Origin of the sequence: Micromonospora sp. NPDC049048 (genome assembly GCF_043197615.1) — a bacterium.
In the GTDB taxonomy this organism is placed as follows: Bacteria; Actinomycetota; Actinomycetes; order Mycobacteriales; family Micromonosporaceae; genus Micromonospora.
In genome coordinates this window covers 441,408-461,634 of sequence record NZ_JBICTM010000004.1, presented here as the reverse complement: position 1 = coordinate 461,634, position 20,227 = coordinate 441,408, and the positions used below count along the sequence as shown (strand labels likewise).

At 74.4% G+C, this 20,227-nt stretch carries 16 protein-coding genes; 4 read left to right on the top strand and 12 right to left on the bottom strand.

What is annotated here, in order from left to right; genetic code table 11:
• Positions 1-28 precede the first annotated feature (28 nt).
• From ACGFIG_RS16805 to ACGFIG_RS16785, 5 genes are all read right to left on the bottom strand, one after another.
• Positions 29-2,209: a tetratricopeptide repeat protein gene (locus ACGFIG_RS16805; RefSeq protein ID WP_393003704.1), complete on the bottom strand. Its 2,181-nt coding sequence runs from the start codon at positions 2,207-2,209 to the stop codon at positions 29-31.
• Positions 2,206-3,069 carry a hypothetical protein gene (locus tag ACGFIG_RS16800; protein WP_393003702.1) on the bottom strand — a complete coding sequence of 288 codons (864 nt, stop codon included), beginning with the start codon at positions 3,067-3,069 and terminating at the stop codon, positions 2,206-2,208. The genes ACGFIG_RS16805 and ACGFIG_RS16800 overlap by 4 nt, the downstream gene beginning before the upstream one ends.
• Positions 3,070-3,089: 20 nt before the next feature.
• Positions 3,090-4,172 (bottom strand): transporter substrate-binding domain-containing protein, encoded by a 1,083-nt coding sequence (locus ACGFIG_RS16795; RefSeq protein ID WP_393003700.1) that lies wholly within the window; start codon positions 4,170-4,172, stop codon positions 3,090-3,092.
• Complete coding sequence (locus tag ACGFIG_RS16790; RefSeq protein ID WP_393003698.1) at positions 4,169-5,551, bottom strand: hypothetical protein; 1,383 nt, start codon at positions 5,549-5,551, stop codon at positions 4,169-4,171. The genes ACGFIG_RS16795 and ACGFIG_RS16790 overlap by 4 nt, the downstream gene beginning before the upstream one ends.
• A gap of 249 nt (positions 5,552-5,800) precedes the next feature.
• On the bottom strand, positions 5,801-7,039 hold the full coding sequence (locus ACGFIG_RS16785; protein ID WP_393003696.1) for a PucR family transcriptional regulator: 1,239 nt from the start codon (positions 7,037-7,039) through the stop codon (positions 5,801-5,803).
• 84 nt (positions 7,040-7,123) lie between these two features.
• On the opposite strand from ACGFIG_RS16785, the gene ACGFIG_RS16780 reads away from it, so the two are divergent.
• Positions 7,124-8,215, top strand: coding sequence for a ferredoxin reductase (locus ACGFIG_RS16780; RefSeq protein WP_393003694.1), 1,092 nt, complete (start codon positions 7,124-7,126; stop codon positions 8,213-8,215).
• Positions 8,216-8,229: 14 nt separating this feature from the next.
• Positions 8,230-9,372: a fatty acid desaturase family protein gene (locus ACGFIG_RS16775; RefSeq protein ID WP_393003692.1), complete on the top strand. Its 1,143-nt coding sequence runs from the start codon at positions 8,230-8,232 to the stop codon at positions 9,370-9,372.
• A 171-nt stretch (positions 9,373-9,543) separates the two neighbouring features.
• On the opposite strand, the gene ACGFIG_RS16770 is transcribed toward ACGFIG_RS16775, so the two are convergent.
• Positions 9,544-11,109, bottom strand: coding sequence for a polysaccharide lyase family 1 protein (locus tag ACGFIG_RS16770; RefSeq protein WP_393003690.1), 1,566 nt, complete (start codon positions 11,107-11,109; stop codon positions 9,544-9,546).
• Positions 11,110-11,582: 473 nt separating this feature from the next.
• Between ACGFIG_RS16770 and ACGFIG_RS16765 the strand changes: the two genes are divergently transcribed.
• Complete coding sequence (locus tag ACGFIG_RS16765) at positions 11,583-13,400, top strand: acyl-CoA dehydrogenase (protein WP_393003688.1); 1,818 nt, start codon at positions 11,583-11,585, stop codon at positions 13,398-13,400.
• 60 nt (positions 13,401-13,460) lie between these two features.
• On the opposite strand, the gene ACGFIG_RS16760 is transcribed toward ACGFIG_RS16765, so the two are convergent.
• On the bottom strand, positions 13,461-15,149 hold the full coding sequence (locus ACGFIG_RS16760; protein WP_393003686.1) for a long-chain-fatty-acid--CoA ligase: 1,689 nt from the start codon (positions 15,147-15,149) through the stop codon (positions 13,461-13,463).
• A 108-nt stretch (positions 15,150-15,257) separates the two neighbouring features.
• Between ACGFIG_RS16760 and ACGFIG_RS16755 the strand changes: the two genes are divergently transcribed.
• Complete coding sequence (locus ACGFIG_RS16755; RefSeq protein ID WP_393003684.1) at positions 15,258-16,886, top strand: glycosyltransferase 87 family protein; 1,629 nt, start codon at positions 15,258-15,260, stop codon at positions 16,884-16,886.
• Here the strand turns inward: ACGFIG_RS16755 and ACGFIG_RS16750 are convergent.
• The 5 genes from ACGFIG_RS16750 to ACGFIG_RS16730 all read right to left on the bottom strand — a co-directional run bounded on the left by ACGFIG_RS16750 (position 16,843) and on the right by ACGFIG_RS16730 (position 20,190).
• On the bottom strand, positions 16,843-17,019 hold the full coding sequence (locus ACGFIG_RS16750) for a hypothetical protein (protein ID WP_393003682.1): 177 nt from the start codon (positions 17,017-17,019) through the stop codon (positions 16,843-16,845). The genes ACGFIG_RS16755 and ACGFIG_RS16750 overlap by 44 nt on opposite strands.
• 112 nt (positions 17,020-17,131) lie before the next feature.
• Complete coding sequence (locus tag ACGFIG_RS16745) at positions 17,132-17,845, bottom strand: spermidine synthase (protein ID WP_393003680.1); 714 nt, start codon at positions 17,843-17,845, stop codon at positions 17,132-17,134.
• Between the two features lie 282 nt (positions 17,846-18,127).
• Positions 18,128-18,472: a hypothetical protein gene (locus tag ACGFIG_RS16740; protein ID WP_393003678.1), complete on the bottom strand. Its 345-nt coding sequence runs from the start codon at positions 18,470-18,472 to the stop codon at positions 18,128-18,130.
• Between the two features lie 207 nt (positions 18,473-18,679).
• A complete protein-coding gene (locus tag ACGFIG_RS16735; RefSeq protein ID WP_393003676.1) occupies positions 18,680-19,588 on the bottom strand; it encodes a sulfite exporter TauE/SafE family protein in 909 nt (302 codons plus the stop codon).
• Positions 19,585-20,190 (bottom strand): rhodanese-like domain-containing protein, encoded by a 606-nt coding sequence (locus ACGFIG_RS16730; protein WP_393003674.1) that lies wholly within the window; start codon positions 20,188-20,190, stop codon positions 19,585-19,587. Before ACGFIG_RS16730 ends, ACGFIG_RS16735 begins: the two co-directional genes overlap by 4 nt.
• Positions 20,191-20,227 lie beyond the last annotated feature (37 nt).

Here is a 20,227-nt window from a genome sequence, read left to right as displayed (position 1 = left end):
CTCTTTCCGTCGGGGCCGGCGGCCGGGCTCACCACCACGTCACCGGCCGGTACGCGTTGGCCAGCTCGACGAGCGCGATCCGTTCCCGCCGGTCGGCGGTACGCCGGGCCCGGGAGCGGCAGCGGCGTTCGAACGCGCGGCGCAGGGTGTCCTCGTCGAGCGGGTGGCCGAACAGCCGCCGGCCGCCGTGGCGTCCCTCGGTCAGGTCGCAGCCCAGCGCGATCCGCAGGATGTGCGCCTCCACCTCCTCGCGTTCGCCGAACGGGGGCAGCTTGTCGACGGTCGCGGCCGCGTCGAGCGCGGCGTCGAGCCGGCGTCCGTCGTCCGGCGCGTCGAGCAGGATCCGCACCGCGCAGGTCACCGCCACCGGCGAGGCGCGGGAGGATTCCGGCACCCTGAGCAGGGCGTCCGCCGCGCTGCGGGCGTCGGCCGTGGCCAGCAGGCAGCGGGCCAGCCCGAACGCCGCGCCCACCACGCCCGGATCGGCGTCCCACACCCCCCGGTAGTGGTCGGCGGCCGTGCGCGCGTCGCCGTCGAGTTCGCAGGCCACGGCGTACGCGAGCCGGGTGGACACCTCGCCGGGCAGCCAGCCGTAGACCTGTTCGAAGCGGTGCCGGGCGGTGCTGGTGTCCCGCCCCACCAGGGCCACCAGCCCGCGGTGCCACCACAGCGACCAGTCCCGTAGGTCCTCCGGGAAGCCGGCGAGCAGCGGTCTCGCCTCGTCCGCCCGCCCGGCGGCGAGGTGGGCCCGCACCGCGCGGTAGGTCACCTGCGCGGTCCGTTGCGGCGCGGTCCGCAGCAGCTCGATGAGTTCGGCAGGGTCGGCGGGACCGAGCGAGGCGAGGAACCCGGCGGCCGGGTCGGCGCCGTCGACCAGGGGCGTGGGCAGGCCGAGCATGATCTCCACGGCGTCGAGGGCGTCGCGGTCGGTGTGCAGGGCGAAGGCGCACGCGGAGGGGCTGAACAGGGTGGACCGGGTCGGCCGGGGCACGCCGTCGGTCGACGAGCTGACCTGCCGTCGTACGCCCCGGACCTGCTCGCGCATCTCGGCCGCCGAGGCGAACCGGTCCTCGGGCTCGACGGCGGTGGCGCGGGCGAGCAGCCGCAGGAACGGGTCGAGCCGCGCGGGCACGGGCAGCCGCAGCACGTCCTGCCCCGCCGGGACGCGGGTCACCTCGGTGGAGCGGGGCACCAGGGTCAGCGCGGCGAGGGTCCGGCCGACGGTGTAGAGATCCGAGCGCACGCTCGGGCCGGCGGGCCCGAGCCGCTCCACCTCGGGCGCGGTGTAGCCCGCGGTGCCCCACGCCGGACTCACCGTGTTGTCGATCCGGCGGGCCGCGCCGAAGTCGACCAGTTTGATCGGGTCGTTGGCGCCCTGCCCGCCGACCCGCATCACGTTCTCCGGCTTCAGGTCGCAGTACAGCCAGCCCTGCTCGTGCAGGTACTCGAAGGCGTCGAGGATCTGCACGGCGTAGCCCAGCGCCTGCGCCACGTCCACGGCGGTCGACCCGCCGCCCGGGCCGGCCGTGCTGCGGGCCTCCTCCAGGGTGCCGCCGTTGACGTACTCCATCACCAGGTAGCCGGCGTCCCGGTCGGACTCGGGCCGCAGCGCGTGGGTGATGGTGACGATCCCCGGGTGGTTCAGCGCGATCAGCGCCTGCCGTTCGGCGACGAACGCCGCGACGGCCTCCCGGTCCTCCGGGTTGCGCTGCCCCTTCAGCACCCGCCACGCGCCGTCCATGTCCTCGTCGCGGGCGAGGAACACCCAGCCGACGCCGCCGTTGCCCAGGCAGCCCACGATCCGGTAGCGCCCGGCGCGCAGGTCGCCGTCGGCCAGGGGCGGGGTGAAGGAGTACCGGGTGCCGCAGTCGGGGCAGAACCCGGCGACGCGGGGCAGCCGGGGGCCGCGGTGGCGGTGGCACCGCGTGTTGCCGCAGTAGCGGGAGTGCTCGGGCACGACCGGCTGCGACACCACCGCCGTCAGGGGGTCGTGGGGCCGCGCGGTCGGCAGCACGGCCGGGCGCTCCCACGGCCGCGACGACGTACGCGGCGGCCGCGGGTCGACCGCCGGCGCCCGGACCGCGCCGCCGGCCGCGTCGGGCTCGGCCTCCGCGCCGGCCCCGCGGCACTCGTGGCCCCACAGCCGGCAGAACCCGTCCTCGTCGACGGTGCCGGGGCAGTTGCGTGCCGCGCAGTCGTCCGCCGTCATCGCGTACCCCCGTTCACGGTCCGCTGGTAGTCGCGCACCGCCCGGCTCGCGCCGGTCACGGTGAAGGCGTCCGGGCGCAGGGCGGCCAGCGCCTCCCGGTACGCCCGCTCGACCTCCGGGTGCTCCGCGCGGCCCTCGTCGGCGGCCTTCTGCCGGTAGGCCTCCAGCCGCCCGGTCAGCTCCAGGTGGCAGCCCCGGCGCAGCCGGCGCCGCGCGGTGTCGGTCCGCTCGACCGCCCGGTCGACGGCGGCCCCCAGGGACCCGTCGTCGCGTTCGGGCTGGACGTCGCCGCGCCACCACTGGCCCCGGCCCGCCGCCTCGGCGGTGGTGAGCCGGTCCAGCAGCCCGTCGACCGCGAGCGCCGCCAGCGGATCCGTCCCGTCGCCCAACCCCTCGCCGGCGGCCTCCGCCGCGAGCTGCCGGAGCCGTTCGAGCGAGGCGCGCAGCCGCCGGGCCCGGACCGCCAGCCGGTCCCGGCCGTACGCCTCGACGATCCGGCGGATCCGGGCCACGTGTTCGCGGGCCGCGACCAGGATCTCCTGGACGCTCATCGCCTCGGTGTGCACCGGTTCGCCGGTCGCCGCGGTGAACCGGACCTGGCAGGGGTCGTCCAGCAACCGGGCCAGGGACTCCGCGCCCGCGCCCGTCGGCTCCTCGACGCCGTCGAGGTCGTCCACCAGCCGGTCGAGGGCCAGCGACAGGCAGCCGAGCCGGTGCAGCAGGTCCCGGGCCTCCTGGGCGCCGGCGGCGGCCGGACCGTCGGGCTGCCGGAAGGCGTCGGTGACCAGTTGCTGCACGTCGAGCAGCTGCTCGCAGACCCAGGCGTGCGCGGCGAGGGTGGCGTCGAGGCGTTCCCGCACGGCCATTCACCCGCCGCCCATCAGTCGGCCGGCCGCGTGGTGGTCGGCGTGGGGTCGGGGGGCGGCCACCGCGTGGTCGCCGGCCCGGGCGAGGGCATGCCCCGGTCCCGGTGGCCGGCGAGCCACCGGTCGTGGGCCTGCTGCCACACCGTGGCCGTACGCGGCTGCGCCAGCACGTGGTTGACGAACGAGGTCAGCTCCCGGCCCTCGGTCAGGTGGAACGCGAAGGCGTGCGGCTCGTCGGTGAACCAGGTGCAGTTCTCGTCCCGGTGGTGGGCGCAGGACCGCCGCTCCGGCCGGGGCGCCTCGGTCACCAGCGTCGTGTCCGGTGCCATCCGGGCGAAGCCCAGCAGGATGTTGTCGTCGGTGCTGACCCCGTCCACCTGGCCCTGGCGCAGCATGACCAGGCAGTCGACCGGGTGGGGAGCCTGCACCGGCACCGGCCGCAGGCCTCCCGTGGTGCGGTAGCCGGCGATCATCGCCAGCGAGGTGGTGTTCGCGGCGGCGCAGACCCGCCGGCCGCCGAGCTGTTCCATGCCCGCGAACTCCGGGGTGCCGTCGGCGTGCCTGCGGACCAGCACCGTCTGCCCGGAGTCGAGGTAGTCGTTGGAGAACAGCACCCGCCGGGCCCGCTCGCAGGACGCCGTCAGCGAGGTGGCGACTACGTCGATCTCGCCCTTCTCGAGCATGGTGAAGGCGCCCTGGCCGGGTGGCACCGCCTTGAAGGTGAGCCGGGCGCGCGGGTCGTCGCCGGGCCAGAGGGCGCTGGCCACCGCCAGCATCAGCTCGATGTTGAAGCCCTCGAACCGTTGGGTCTGGGCGTCCCAGTGGCTCATGGTGGCGTCCGACGGGTCCACGCCGGCGACCAGTTCGCCCCGCTCGAGGATCCGGCGCGGTGGCGTCGGGGTCGGCGGGAGGCTGCGGCGTACCGGGCAGACCCCGCCGGTCTCGTCGGTGTTCGGCACCGTCGCCACCCCCGGCGGGCGCGCCGGGGGAGCGGGGGAGGGCGCCGGGGGCGCGGCGCAGCCGGCCAGGGCGGCCAGCAGCGCGAGCGACGCGGCCCGCCCGCGCCGCTTCGGCGGGCTGCGCCGGGGCGTGCTCACTGGTACTCCAGGTAGCGCTGGCGCAGCCCGGCGACCACCCCGGCGGCCGCGAGCAGGCTGACCCACGCGGCGGCGCCGCCCAGGTGGCGGCGCGCCTCGGGCAGGTCGGCGACCATCCGGGCGACCTCCTCGTTGCGGGTGGTCAGTTCCGTCAGCAGGTGCCCCTCGGCGGCGACGAAGTCCCGGCCCGCCGATCCGTCGCCGAGCACGGTGTCGACCGCGCCGCGGAAGGCGTCGGGTGCCTTGCTCTGCCGGGCCGGCCAGACCGTCTTCTCCAGGACGGTGCAGTCGATCCGGTCCCCGGGCGGTGCCGACCCCGTGGCCGGGGGCCGGCAGAGGTCCCGGCTGTCGAAGTCCGCCTTGTGCCCGGCCGGGTCGACGCTGGCGCCCAGGCCCAGGTAGACGTCGGCCCGCCCGGCCAGCAGGGAACCGAGTCGCTGCTGGGTGGCGCTCTGCGCGTCGATGGCCCGTTCCAGCTCCGGGAAGCCCCGATCGGCGTCCGGCCAGTGCCACCACGAGGAGGCCAGCATGGCCAGTACGGCCACGGTGCCCGCCGAGGCCAGCAGCAGTCCCGCGTTCAGCCGGCGGCGGGTCCGCCGGCGCAGCCACACCTGCACCAGCACCAGGGCGGCGAGGGCGGCCAGCGGCACCAGGACGGACGCGGCCAGCCACGGGCGGGCGTCGGCGCGGGCGTCCAGCAGCAGCCTGGTGTCGTAGTTCCACAGGCCCTGGGCCGCGGTGAGCAGCTCGGTGGACATGTAGTGCGACGCCTGGCGGGCGTAGGCGGAGGCGAGCACCGCGCGGGCCGCCGGACTGCCGGTGCCGGTCTGCTCCGCGCCCGCCGGTGGGCAGGGTTCCCGGTCTTCGGCGGTCGCCGTGGGCAGCGGACCGGCCACCCGCAGGGCGGCGCAGACCACGTCGCGGTAGACCCTCAGCCGGGCGGCGATCGTCGCCAGCCGGGTGAGGCGGTCCGGGTCGTCGACGGCCCGGCCCATCGAGTCGGTCAGCGTGCGCTCGACCTCGTGGACGGACGCGTCGTAGGCGGCCACCAGCGAGGCCCGCCGCTCCTCGTCCGGCGGCAGCAGGAAGACGGCGCTCGCGGCGACGTCCGCGTCGGCGAGGCCCTGGTAGATCTGCCGGGCGGTGGTGCTGGTGTCCACGGCCGTCGCCGCGGAGCGCTCGCCCAGCGTGGTGGCCGACGCGCGGGACTGTACGGCGACGACGGCGGTGGCGGCCAGCGCGGCGAGCAGCACCGCGCCGCTCAGCACGATCAGTGCCGGGGTCGTCCGGAGCGCCTCGCGCAGGCGTCCCGGGCGCGCGGGCCCGGTGGCCGGGGTCGCGCGGTCGGCCCCGGGCTCGTCCCCCGTGTGCGACGCCATGCCGGTCCTCCCGCTCGCCGAGGGCCCGTCCGGCGGCCTCCTGGCGGAAGGCGTCGCGGTACCGGAGGCGTCCCCCGTTCGCCCCGCCGGCGGGTCCACCGCGGCCTTCGGCGCTGGGGCCGGCGGCCGGTCGGCTGATCACGGACGGGGGAGGACAGGCTGACATCTTCCGCGCCAGGGCAGCACGGGTATGTCCGGTATCTGACCACAGCGTGACCGGCTCGACACGCAGCGGATCGGTGCGTCGGATCAGGACGCCGTCTCGTCGCCCTCGGCGCGGGGCGGGAAGGCCAGGGCGAGGGTCAGGTCGAGGACCGTCGCCGGGTCGCTCAGGCGCTCGCCGTAGAGCTCGCGCAGTTTGCCCATCCGGTAGCGGACGGTCTGCGCGTGCACGAAGAGGTCGGCGGCGACGTCGTCGCGCCGGCCCTGGTGCAGCAGCCAGGAGCGCAGGGTCTCGGTGAGTCGTTCGGCGGTGCCGGGCGGCAGCGACGCGAGCGGCGCCAGGACCCGGGCGCGCAGGTCGGCGACGGCTTCCGGGTCGGTGCTCAGCACCAGCTGGGCGAGGTGTTCCTCGGTGTCCAGCGCCGGGCCGTCGTCGCCGGGGCGCAGGCCGAGCGCCAGGGCCCGCAGCGCCCGCTGGTAGGAGGAGGCGACCCGGGTCCAGGGTCGGGCGGGGCCGAGCACGGCGCGGCGCCCGTGCAGCACCCGGGCGAGCTGTCGCCGCCGGTCGCCGTGGCTGTCGGGCACCAGCAGCACCGCCAGGTCCTCGCCCGCCCCGCCGCCCGGCGGGTCGTCGCCGCTCTCCAGGGTGCGCGAGGGCAGCCGCGCGAGCGCCGCCCGGAGGTTGGCCCGCGACAGCAGGACGACGGTGAGGGTCTGCGGTGGGGGCCAGTCGGCCCGCTCGGCGCTGCGCAGCAGCGCGTCCTCGGGCTCCCCGGCGAGCAGCCGCTGGGTGAGCCGTTCCAGGTTGCGCCGCCGGGCCTGCCCGGCGCTGGCCAGCTCGTCGGCGTGACCGGCCACGCTGGCGGCGGAGAGTTCGTCGATGTACGCGAACATCAGCCCGGCGAACTCGGCGACGGTGGCGGCGGACGATCCGCCCTGCACGGTGGTGGTGGACATCTCCCGCCAGGAGACCCGGGCGCCGACGCGGTACGCGGCGAGCAGCGCGTCCATGCTCCGGCCGGAGCGCGCCTCGCCGCTGCCGAGGGCGTACGCGGCCTCCAGCGCGCCGGTCAGCGGAGTGCTCGGGTCGCCGCCGTGGGAACGCCCGATGAGTTGGAGGAACGTGCCGAGCGCGAGCTGCACCGCCGTCTCGATCTTCTCGCGCATCTGGCCGGTCAGGGTGCCGGAGTAGCTGGGCACCTCGGCGGTGATGGCGGTGACGGTGCGCTCGGCGAGCAGAGGCAGCCGGTCGTGCAGATCGCCGGCCACCCGGGCGTCCAACTCGAGGCGGGCCGCGCGCCGCGTGGCCTCCGAGCGTTCGGACACGTTTGTTCCCTCCGCACAAAAAGCCTCGTTGGGTTTACCTTCGCAGGTCAAGATTTTATGCCATTCTGCCGCGACTATCGAATCATGACCACCACCGTCCCGAACCCCTCCGGGAAGGCGGCCCTGCGGGGCCGGATCCTTCGGCTGGCCGCGTCGGTCACCACCCCGCTGCTGCCCGACGACTACCTCGACATGGTCGCCCCGCTGCGCTCCGGCGCCGACCTGCGCGGCCGGATCCTCGCCGTGCGCCCCGAGACCGCCGACGCGGCGACGCTGGTGATCCGGCCCGGCCGCGACTGGCGCGGGCACACCCCCGGGCAGTACGTCCGCCTCGGCGTCGACGTCGACGGCGTACGCCAGTGGCGGGCCTACTCGGTCACCTCCGCGCCGGCGCGTCGGGGCGGGCCGATCTCGGTCACCGTGAAGGCGATCCCCGACGGGGTGGTCAGCAACCACCTCGTCCGCCGGGCCCGGCCCGGGACGCTCGTCCAGCTCGACCAGGCCCAGGGCGACTTCGTGCTGCCGGGCCGGCCGCCGGCCCGGGTGCTCTTCGTGACCGCGGGCAGCGGCGTCACCCCGGTCATGGGGATGCTGCGCGCCGACGTGCTGGGCGGCGCCGACGTCGTCGTCGTGCACTCGGCGCCCACCCCGGACGACGTGATCTTCGGCGCCGAGCTGCGGGACCTGGCCGCGCGGGGCGCGATCCGACTGGTGGAGCGGCACACCGACACCGACGGGCTGCTCGCCGTGGACGACCTCGACCGCCTCGTGCCCGACCACCTCGACCGGGAGACCTGGGCCTGCGGCCCGGTCGGCCTGCTCGACGCCCTGGAGCAGCACTGGACGGCCGCGGGGCGCGGCGACCGGCTGCACACCGAGCGGTTCCGGCCGACCGTCATCGCGACCGGCGAGGGCGGCACCGTCACCTTCGCCCGCTCGGGTGTCACCGTCGAGGCCGACGGCGCCACCCCGCTGCTCGACGCCGGCGAGAACGCCGGGGTGCTGATGCCCTCGGGTTGCCGGATGGGCATCTGCTTCGGCTGCGTCCTGCCGCTGCGCCAGGGCGCGGTCCGGGACCTGCGCAACGGCGCACTGACCACGGCGGTGCCCGGCGACGGCGTCCGCATCCAGACCTGCGTGTCGGCGGCGGCCGGCCCCTGCGACATCGACCACTGACCGGAGTACCTGACGTGACCGTGATCCAGAACAAGTCCGTAAACCCGATCGCCCACCTCACCGCCGAGGACATCGAGACCATCGGCAGGGAACTCGACGCGATCCGCGACCGGGTGCTCGCCGACCGGGGCGAGCGGGACGCCGCGTACATCCGGCGGATCATCTCCACCCAGCGCAAGCTGGAGATCGGCAGCCGGGTCGTGCTGCTGTTCTCGCTCTTCCCGCCGGCCTGGATCGTGGGCACGGCCGGCCTGACCGTGGCCAAGATCCTGGAGAACATGGAGGTCGGCCACAACATCCTGCACGGCCAGTGGGACTGGATGCGCGATCCGAAGATCCACTCCACCACCTGGGAGTGGGACATGGCCAGCCCGGCCGAGCAGTGGAAGCACTCGCACAACGAGCTGCACCACACCTACACGAACGTCCTCGGCAAGGACAACGACCTCGGCTACGGCATCATGCGGGTCGACGAGGACCAGCGCTGGCACCCGATGCACCTGGGGCAGCCGCTGTGGAACTTCGTCAACGCCTGCTTCTTCGAGTACGGCATCGCCGCGTACGACCTGGAGCTGGGGCGCAACCTGCGCAAGGGCCGGCACAAGGACCCGGGATTCCGGGCCCGGGCCAAGGCCGTCGGCCGCAAGATCCGCCGGCAGGTCCTCAAGGACTACGTCCTGCACCCGCTGCTGTCCGGGCCGTCCTTCCTGCACACCCTGGCCGCCACCTTCACCGCCAACGTGCTGCGCAACCTGTGGAGCCACTCGGTGATCATGTGCGGGCACTTCCCGGAGGGCGTGGAGACGTTCTCCAGGCGGTCCATCGTGGGCGAGACGCGCGGTGAGTGGTACGTGCGGCAGATGCTCGGCTCGGCCAACATCAGCGGCAGCCGGCTGATGCACATCATGACCGGCAACCTGTCGTACCAGATCGAGCACCACCTCTTCCCGGACCTGCCCAGCAACCGCTACCAGGAGATCGCCCCCGAGGTACGGGCCCTGTTCGACCGGTACGGGCTGAGGTACACCACCGGCTCCCTGCCCCGGCAGGTCTTCTCCGCCTGGAAGAAGGTCGTCCGGCTCTCGCTGCCCAACCGCAGGACGCCCGCCCGGGCCGACGACCGTCCCGCCCCGGCCCTCGCCACGTCCGGAGTCTGATCCGCCGCCCGCCGCCTTCTGCTCGTCGCGGGACGCGCTGGGCGGCGGCGCCGGGTTCGGCCGCGGGGGAAGCAGGGGCCGGGGCGCGGGGGCCGTCGTGTCTGACGACCCCCGCCGTCGCCCGGCGACCGGTGGTGGGAGCTGCGGGACCGCCGGTGCCGGACCGCGCCGCTAGCCGGCGTACGTCTCGAACTCGGCGACCTTCGGCGCGCCGCCCGAGCTGGTGATCCGGTAAGTGATCTTGGCTAGCGACGTCGCGGGGAAGGTGATGGTGCCCGCCCCGCTGCCGGAGGCCAGCACGGCACCGGTGCCGTGGTTGACGAGCTGCCAGGACCCGATGCTGCCCTGGGTGCCCGACGGCTCACGGATGACGACCCGGGACACCGTGGTCGCGGAACCCCACTTGATCGAGATGTCCCCGGTCGCGCCCTCCGGCGACCAGTAGGTGCTCAGGCTGCCGTCGCGCACGTTGCCGTAGCTCGTACCGCTGGCCTTGCTGGAGCCGTCGGAGCCGGCCCCGATGCTGAGGTTGGTGCCGCCGGGCTGGGTCGGTCCCGGCGTGGGGCTGGTGGGAGCCGGGGTGGGGGTCGTCGGCCCCGGGGCGGGGGTGGTCGGCGCCGGCGACTGTGGCGTGCAGTTGCCGTCCGACTCCCGCAGGCCCATGTTGGCGCCGGCGGTCTGGCGGACGACGTCCGGCACGCAGCTGGCCCCGTCGAGGCGGTAGGAGTACGGGATGCTGACGCTGGTGTTGGAGACCGGGTCGGGGCCGGCGGGGTTGTTGTCGCCGCTGCGGCTGGACCAGGTCACGTTGTCGAAGATGTTGCCGGCGACCTGCCAGTAGCCGGCCTCGCTGGTGTAGAAGGTGCCCAGGACGTCCTTGGAGTTTCGGAAGTAGTTGTTCTCCACCTTGGCCCTGGCCCCGGCCCGGGAGTTGATGCCGGACTCGTGCAGGCTCACGTAGTGGTTGTTGTAGATGTGGGCGATGCCCCCGCGCAGCAGGGGCGTACGGGAGTCGATGTTCTCGTACAGGTTGTGGTGGAACGTGACGAAGCCGTTCGAGCGGTCGGTCTCGCTGGAGCCGATGAGGCCGCCACGGCCGGAGTTGCGCAGGATGCTGTAGGACAGGGTCACGTACTGGGTGTCGTCCTTCATGTCGAAGAGGCCGTCGTACCCCTCCGACTCCCCGCCCGAGGCCTCCAGCGTGGCGTGGTCGACCCAGACGTTGCGGACGCCACTCTCCATGCCGATGGCGTCGCCGCCGTTGGACGTGGGTGAGCCGGACTTCTTGACGTTCCGGATGGTCACGTTCCGGATGATGATGTTGCGGGCCTCGCGGATGTGGATGCCCAGCTGGTCGAAGACGGCTCCGGTGCCGACTCCGATGATCGTGACGTTGCTGATCTGCTTGAGTTCGATCACGCCGTCGGCGGTGTTGCAGCTGTTTCCCGACACCTTGGCGGTGTTGCCGTGGTTGATGGTCCCCTGCACCTCGATGATGATCGGGGTGCTGCTGCTGGGTCGGGTGCACAGGGCCGTGTGGATCCCGGTTCCCGTGCTGACGCGTACCGTCTGCCCGCCCGCGCCGCCGGTGGTCCCGCCGTTCTGGGTGGCGTAGCCGGTGGCGGTGCCGACGGCCGCCGACGCCTCGTTCATCGGCAGGGCCGCCACACCGATCGCGGCCCCGACGGCCGTCGTGGCCAGTGCCACCTGGAGTCGCAGGGCGACTGGTCGTCTCATCTCTCGCCTCACTTCGTCTCGAATGCCGGGTCGTGCTGCCACCTGTCGTGGGTCGCGTCGGCGGGTCGTCGGGGCTGCCGGCTGCCGGCTGCCGGACGGCTCGCTGGTCGACCCTGAGGTGGGGGTGCTGTTCCGATGTGGATCGGGTCGGCGGTCGCGCTCCGGCTCCGACCTCGGGGCCGCGTCGGCCGCGAGGCCACCGTGACCGTGTCGCCGCCCGTTCCGCCTGTCGTGGTGCCGTCGCCCGGTGCCCGGAAAGCGCTTTCCAGCGAAGGATAGGGAGCCGTCGATAAATCTGGCAAGGGCTTGCCCGGATTGCGGTGTCCTATCCGGGCTCGCCCGGCCGCGGCGGCTGCGACCCGCACGGCGTCGCATGGTGCGCCGGCCGGGCGGATCAGTCAGGATGACCTGCGCGAGGGCGTCGCCCGGGCCGCGCCGCGGCCGCCGGCCCGTCCATCGAGGGAAGGAGACCCGTGTCGTCCAGCCTGCTCTCCCGTCGCGACCTGCGCTTCCTGCTGCACGACTGGCTGGAGGTGACCCGGCTGACCGAGCGGCCCCGCTACGCCGAGCACTCCCGGGAGACCTTCGACGACGTGCTGGAACTCGCCGAGCGGGTGGCCACCGAGCGGTTCGCCCCGCACAACCGGGCCGCCGACCTCGCCGAGCCCACCTTCGACGGGGGTCGGGTGCACACCATCCCCCAGGTCAAGCAGGCCCTCGACGCGTTCGCCGAGACCGGGCTGCTGGGCGCCGGCATGGACGCCTCGGTCGGCGGCCTGCAACTGCCGCACGTCGTACGGGCCGCCTGCTTCGCCTGGCTCCAGGCCGCCAACGTCGGCACGTCGGCGTACCCGCTGCTGACCCTCGGCAACGCCAACCTGCTGCTGGCGCACGGCAGCCCCGAGCAGATCGACACCTGGGTCCGGCCGATGGTGCAGGGGCGCTTCTTCGGCACCATGTGCCTGTCCGAGCCGCAGGCCGGCAGCTCGCTGGCGGACATCACCACCCGTGCCGAGCCGCAGGACGACGGGACGTACCGGCTGCACGGCACCAAGATGTGGATCTCCGGCGGCGACCACGAGCTGTCGGAGAACATCGTCCACCTCGTGCTCGCCCGGATCCCCGGCGGCCCGCCCGGGGTGAAGGGGATCTCGCTGTTCATCGTCCCGAAGGTGCTGCTGGGCGACGACGGCGCGCTCGGCGCCCGCAACGACGTCGTGCTGGTCGGCCTCAACCACAAGATGGGCTACCGGGGCACCACCAACACGCTGCTCAACTTCGGCGAGGGCGTGCACCGGCCGGGCGGGCGCCCCGGCGCGGTCGGCTACCTGGTGGGCGAGGCGCACCAGGGCCTGGCGCAGATGTTCCACATGATGAACGAGGCGCGCATCGGGGTGGGCGCCGGCGCCACCGCGCTCGGCTACACCGGCTACCTGAAGTCCCTGGCATACGCCCGGCAGCGGCCACAGGGCCGCCCGCTGGCCGACAAGGACCCGGCGGCGCCACAGGTGCCCATCGTCGCCCACCCGGACGTACGCCGGATGCTGCTGGCGCAGAAGAGCTACGTGGAGGGCGCCCTGGCGCTGGTGCTGTACTGCGGCCGGCTGCTCGACGAGGAGAAGACCGCGCCCGAGACGGCCGACCGGGAGCGGGCACGCCTGCTGCTGGACGTGCTCACCCCGATCACGAAGAGTTGGCCGTCGCAGTGGTGCCTGGCCGCCAACGACCTGGCCATCCAGGTGCACGGCGGCGCCGGCTACACCCGCGACTACGACGTCGAGCAGCACTGGCGGGACAACCGGCTCAACCCGATCCACGAGGGCACCCACGGCATCCAGGCGCTGGACCTGCTGGGGCGCAAGGTCACCATGCGCGGCGGGGCCGGGCTGGCACTGCTGGTGGAGACGGTCCGGGCCACGACCACCCGCGCGTGGAAGGCCGGCGGCGAGGTCGCCGAGCTGGCCGCCTCGCTCGGCGCCGCCCTCGACCGGGTCTCCCTGGTCACCCGCCGGCTGTGGGGCACCGGCGATCCGGAGGTGGCGCTGGCCAACGCGAGCGTCTACCTGGAGGCGGTCGGGCACGTGGTGATCGCCTGGATGTGGCTGGAGCAGGTGCTCGTCGTCGAGGCGGCCGGCGGCCCCGGCGACGGCCCGGACGCCGACCTGCACGCCGGTAAGCGGCAGGCCGCCCGGTACTTCTTCCGCCACGAACTGCCCCGCACCGGCCCGCAGTTCGACCTGCTGGACAGCCTCGACCGGACCACCCTGGAGATGCGCGACGACTGGTTCTGATTTCCGTCGCCGGGCGTCGGGTCCGGGCCGCCGGTGCGGGGCCTGCCCGTCCCGGTGGTCTCAGCCGCCGGCGAGCAGCCGGTCGCGGACCTCGCGGCGCAGGACCTTGCCGAGCTGGGAGCGGGGCAGCTCCTCGACGACGACCACGCGGCGGGGCACCTTGTACCCGGCCAGGTGCCGCCGGCACGCCGCCCGGACGTCCGCCTCGTCGAGCTGGGTCCCCTCGTCGGCGACGACCGCCGCCACCACCTCCTCGCCGTGCTCGCCGGGCAGGCCGACCACGGCGGCGTCGCGCACACCGGGAACGCTACGCAGCGTGTCCTCCACCTCGGACGGGTAGACGTTGAACCCGCCCGTGATGATCAGTTCCTTGATCCGGTCGACCACGCTGACGAAGCCGTCGGCGTCGGTCACCACGACGTCCCCGGTGCGCAGCCAGCCGTCGGGCAGCAGTGCCGCCGCCGTCTCCGCCGGGCGGTTCCAGTAGCCGGCGAACACCTGCGGCCCGCGGACGAGCAGCTCGCCCGCCTCGCCCGGGGCGCGGTCGCGCGACGGGTCCTCGGGGTCGACGATGCGGATGTCGGTGGACGGGAACGGCACGCCGACCGTGCCCGGCCGCCGGGCGGGGGAGACCGGGTTGCCCAGGGCGACGGGCGAGGTCTCGGTCATGCCGTAGCCCTCGACGAGCAGCCCGCCGGTGACCGACTCCCACAGCTCGACCGTCGCCGGGGGCAGCGCCATGGCGCCGGAGATGGCGTACCGGGCCGAGGAGAGGTCGACCCCACGCTCCCGGGCGGCCGTGGCCAGCTTCTCGTAGATCGGCGGGACGGCGGGCAGGAAGGTCGGCGGGCGGCGGCGTACGGCGTCCAGCGTCTGGTCCAGGTCGAAGCGGGGGAAGAGCACCAGCGTGGCGCCGATGCTCACCGAGAAGGTCAGGCAGAGCGTCAGCCCGTACGCGTGGAACAGGGGCAGCACCGCGTACACCGTCTCCTCGCCGTCGCGCAGGCCCGGCACCCAGGCGCGACCCTGCGCCGCGTTGGTCCGCAGGTTCCGGTGGGTCAGGATGGCGCCCTTCGGGGTGCCGGTGGTGCCCCCCGTGTACTGCAACAGCGCCGTGTCGTCGGGGCCGGGGGCGGGGTGCGCGGCGTCGAGCGGGCTCGCCTCGGCCACCAGCCGCTCCCAGGACAGCGCGCCGGGCGCGGGACCCGTCATCGCCGCGCGGGTGGCCCGCGCCCGGGCCAGCGGCAGCCGCAGCGCCCAGCGTTTGCGCCGGGGCAGCGCCCGGGTGAGGTCCACCGCGACCACCGTCTCGACGGCCGTCTCGCCGGCGGCCTCGCGTACGAGGGGGGTGATCCTGTCCCAGACCACCGCGACGCGGGCGCCGTGGTCGGCGAGTTGTCGGGCGAGCTCCTGCGCGGTGTAGAGCGGGTTGTGCTCCACCACCACCGCGCCGAGCCGCAGCACGGCGTAGAAGGCGACGACGTGCTGCGGGCAGTTCGGCAGCACCAGCGCCACCCGGTCGCCCCGGCCGACGCCGAGCCGGCGCAGCGCCTCGGCCGCCCGGCCCACCTGGTCGGCCAGGTCGGCGTACGTGGTGCCGGCGCCGAAGAAGTCCAGGGCGACCCGGGGACCGAACCGGCGGGCGGCGTCGCGCAGCAGGTCGACCAGCGACTCGTCGGACGGCGTGACGCTCGCCGGCACGCCCGGGGCGTAGCTGCGCAGCCAGGGCCGCTCCACGCTCAGGTCCATGTCTCTCCTCCGCCGTACGTCCTGTTCCTACCCCACGGTAACCTACGGTTGCGTAGGTAGCGGTCGAGGTTCCCCCCAGCCGACCCGCGCCGGTCGTACGATCCAGGGGTGCGGGATCGACGGGTCGCAGCGCTCTGGTCGGTGTTCGTCCTGCTCGCCGCCGGGTCGTCGGCGCTCGTCACGCTCCGCCCGGACCGCCTCTCCGACCTGCACATCTATCGTGGCGCGCTGCTGCACCTGCACGCGGGCCGACCGCTCTACGAGTTCGTCGCCGACAACGGCGGCCCCTTCACCTACCCGCCGTTCGCGGCGCTCGTGCTCTGGCCGGTCGCCGCCGTGCCGGAGGGCGTCGTGCAGGGTGCCTGGCTGGTGCTCACCTGCCTCGCGGTGGTCGCCATCGCGGTGCCGGTGGGCCGCGTGCTGGCCGACGGGCACCGCCGGCACCTGGTCGTGCCGGCGGTCGCCTGCGCCCTGATGCTCTCCGCGCCGGTGCAGAGCAACCTGCGCTTCGGCCAGGTCAGCGTCTTCATCGTGCTGCTCGCGCTGCTGGACGGCATGGGCATGGCCCCGGCCCGGCTGCGGGGCGTGCTCGTCGGGGTGGCCGCCGCCGTCAAGCTGACCCCGCTGCTGTTCGTGGTCTACTTCCTCGTCACCGGCCGGTACCGGGACGCCGGGCGGGCCGTGCTGACGTTCCTGGCCTGCGCGGCGCTCGGCGCGGCCGTCCTGCCGGCGGAGAGCGGCACGTACTGGACCGAGGCGGTGCGCAACACGTCCCGGATCGGCAACCTCGCCTCCCTCGGCAACCAGTCGGTGCACGGCATGCTGTTGCGGCTCGGCCTCGACCCGGGATCGTTGCCGGCGCTGTGGGCGGCCCTGGTGGCCGTCGTCTGCGCCGTGGCCCTGCTGCGTGCCCGGCACCTGGCGGCGAACGGGCGGCCCGGTCACGCCGCCGTGCTCGTCGGCTGCGCGACCGTCGCCGCGTCCCCGGTCTCCTGGACGCACCACCAGATCTGGCCGGTCCTGGCGGCGATGCTGCTGATCGGGGCCGCCGGGTTCGCCCGCCGGGTGGCCGGCGCCGCCCTGCTGGTGACCATGGTGGTCTCGCTGGGCGTGGTGCTCGCCCCGGTCTCGCCGACCCCCGGCATCCAGTTCCTCCTCGAGAACGCGCGGGCGCTCGGCGTCGCGACGCTCTGCCTCGCCGGGTTCGGCGGGGCGGCGCTGGCCGTGGCCGGCGCGCGGCGCCGCTCCCCGGCGGCCCGTGGCTGGCTGCGGGCGGGCACCACCGCCGCGCTGGCCGTGGCGTTCTTCGCCGTGCAGCCGCTGCCGGCCGGCGCCGACCCGACCTTCAAGGCGTACGCGCTCGCCGACGTGGACAACCCGCGTTACTTCTTCGTCTGCCGCGGCCCGGTGCAGTGCGCCGCGTACGGCACGGACGCCCCGGTGACGTTCGGCACCCGCAGGGAGAAGACCAAGGTCCGGGTCAACGGCGTGGTGTCGCCCGCCGTGGCCCGGCTGGAGTACCACTCCGCCCCCGGCGGCGCGCCCCGGGTCATCCCGCTGCTGGCGCCCCACCCGGGCCCCCGGACGTTCTCGTTCCGGTCGGCGACCATGGCCCACGGCCGGCTCGTCGCCTACGCCGCCGACGGGCGACCGCTGGCCACCTACGACGAGGAGTTGGCGGCGGCACTCGACGTCACCGGCGCCCGGCGGAGTGGTGCATCGCCTGCCGCCCCTTGACCACGGCCAGGACGACGACCACGGCCAGGGCCACCACGCCGATGATCACCAACCAGCGGACCGCCTCCAGCAGCAGCCCGAGCAGGACGAGCGCGCCCGCGATGACGCCGACGACCCAGAGCATGGTCCGCATGTCCACCTCCGTGACTCCCGACCGCGCCGCGCGGCCCCCGCCCGCCTTCCCGCTGCGTACGACGGCATGCCGGCGCCGGCCCGGGCGTCCGTCGTCAGGGCGATCCCCGGGGTCAGCGCCGGGCGACGTACACGGTGTTCGCCGACTCCCCGCCGGTCAGCGGGTTGGCGAACGGCACGACGTGCGCCCGCGCGGTGCGGAACACCGTGGCGAGGGTCGCCTCGAAGTCGGGATCGGGCGGATCGTCCGACCAGAGGGCGAACACCCCGTCGGGGTGCAGATGGGCGGCGAGCCGGCGCAGCCCCTCCGACGTGTAGAACGCGGCGTGGGTGGGGTGCAGCACGTTGCGCGGCGAGTGGTCCACGTCGAGCAGCACGGCGTGGAACCGCCGCCCCGGCTCGCGCGGGTCGAAGCCGCTGCCGTCGGCGACGGCGGCGAAGAAGTCGGCGTGCACGAAGCGGGTACGCGGATCGGCGGCCAGCCCGGCGGCGAAGGGCAGCAGTTCCCGACGGTGCCAGTCGATGACGTCCTCGATCGCCTCCACCACCAGCAGCGAGCCGACCCGGTCGTCGGCGAGCGCGGTGCGGGCGGTGTAGCCGAGCCCGAGGCCGCCGACGACCACGTCGAGGTGCTGCCCGGTCAACGGGGCCAGGCCCAGCCGGGCCAGCTCGATCTCCGCGACGGGGAAGAGGCTGGACATCAGGAACTCGTCGTCGAGCTTGACCTCGTACACCTCGACGTCGAGCGACGGGTCGCGGCGCCGACGCAGGCTGATCAGGCCGATCGGCGTCTCCCGCCAGGCCAGTTCCTCGAATCGCACTCCCACGGGCGGGATGCTACCCGTCGGCGCCCTGGTGCACCCGCGCTGAACGTCGCGCGGGCAATCCTAGTCACTGCGCCCGGCAGGCCCTCGCCGAACCCTGACGGACCCACCATCATCTGATGCAGCAGGATGACGAGATGGCCGCCGAGGACGCCACCCCAGATCGCATGACCGACGCGGAGATTCACCAACTCGCCAGGCTGCTCGCACGGTACGCGGCCCAAGAGTTGGACCAGTTCGAGCATTGGTGTGTCGAATCGCCGTATGGCCCGGTGTTCATCGACATCAGTCGACGATGCGCTCCAGGCACCGAAGACGCGTACCACGTCCTCGGGCCACTACCCGGTCAACCCCGCGACCCGCACTAATCGCCGTGACCGTCACGACGGCGAGGACCCAGTTCGTACTGTCCACCACCGCGTCCGGCGGCACGGTCCAGCGCTGGGTCAGGCACAGCAGCATGATCACCAGGGTGTCCACGGGCAGGAGCCACCCGCGGGAGCTGAAGCGGACATACACCACGCTCCAGGCGGCGAGCCCGGTGGCCACGCCCACGACCAGCGCGCGCCGGTCGGGGGCCGCCTGGAACAACGCGGCGCCGCTCACACAACTCAGCGCCGTGGTGCGCATGAGGACCGCGTAGCGTCGACCCAACCGGCGCAACTCGCCTTCGGTGGCGCCGGCAGGCTGCGGTGGTAACGGACCCGGTCGCCATGCGCTCATGACGGCGTCCCGTCCTTCGACCGCATCGGGCTCATCCCGGGGCGGAGCGGGAGCGTCGTGCGCGCCCGGGCCGACGACTACCTGCTCGAACGTCCACCAGCGTCAGCGTAATTCTTACATCGATCCCTGTCTGTGCCCAGTCGTATTGGAGTCAGACGACACCGGGCGCGGCGGAACCTGCTGGCGTCTCCGTCGCACCCCGGCGACCGCCACTGCCACCACCACCGTCGCCGTCGCGACGGTCCACGGCAGCGGGGCCGTCCGTAGTTGTTCGGGCAACTGCTGGGCCAGCACGAAGACGCCCATCGCCGCCACGAACCAGCCGAACGCGGCACGCAGCACGGCCTCCGGAACGCGCCCGGCCAGCCGGCCGCCGGCCAGGCTGCCGACGACGGCGGCGGCGGTCACGGCCGTGGCCAGGCCCGGGTCGATGTCGACCGTGGACAGGTAGCCGGCCAGCCCCGCGAACGACTTCATCGCGATGACCACGAGTGAGGTGCCGACCGCGACCGGCATCGGCAGGCCGCCGAGCAGCGCGAGGGCCGGCACCACCAGGAACCCGCCGCCGGCGCCGACCAGCCCGGTGACCAGCCCGACCAGCACGCCGTCGAGGAGCACCCGCGCCATGGGCAGCTCCCGCCGTTGCCGCCCGGGACCGGTGCGCCGGCCGCGCAGCATGGCCGTCGCGGTGGCGAGCATCATGACGGCGAAGCCGGCGAGCAGGACGGCGGCCGGGACGTACGCGGCGAGGCGGCCACCGGCGTACGCGCCGGCCATGCCCGCCGCCCCGAAGAGCAGGCCGGTGCGCCAGCGGACCCGACCCGCCCGGGCGTGCGGCAGCGCGCCCACGACGCTGGTCACCCCGACGACGAGCAGCGAGGTGGCGATCGCCTCCCGGGCCGGCAGGTCGGCGACGTAGACGAGCAGCGGTACGGCGAGGATGGATCCGCCGCCGCCGAGCAGGCCGAGGCTGACCCCGATGAGGACGGCCAGCGCGACGGTCAGCGCGAGGCCGCCGGTCACGGCAGCGGCCGGGGCGTTGCGGGGTCCCCCAGCCGGCTGACGAGGGTCTGCACGTCGCAGCTCGCGCCGCGGTTGTACGGCAGCCTGCCGAGCAGCATGCCCATTGCGCAGGTGTTGGTGACGGCGGCGAAGGTGAGGCCGGCGCCGATGAGGCCGGCGACCCACTTCAGGCCGGGTACGAACACCGAGCCCAGGATGCTGAGCAGCACGATCGAGCCGGCGACGAGGCGGACCTGCCGCTCCAGCTCCCAGCGGGGCGTGCCCCGCCGCACCGGTCCCTGGGCGGCCTGCCACGCGGTCATGCCCCCGTCGAGGACCCTGAGGTGGGGCAGGCCGACACCGGCGAGGGCCTCACCGGCCCGGGCGGCCCGGGCACCGGAGCGGCAGATCAGCACCACCGTCTCGTCGAGGTGCCGCCGCAGCTCCTCGCGGTGCTCCCTGAGCACGTCGAGCGGGACGTTGTATGCGCCGGGGACGTGGGCCGTCTCGAACTCCGCGGGGGTGCGCACGTCCAGCATGCGGGGGGCGCGTCCGGATTCGATCAGCTCGCGCAGCGTGACGGCGTCGAGGGTGGCGGGGTGAGTGTTCGGTGAAGTGTCCATGTCTCCTCGTCAAGGGGATGCAGCGATGAGTCGTCGT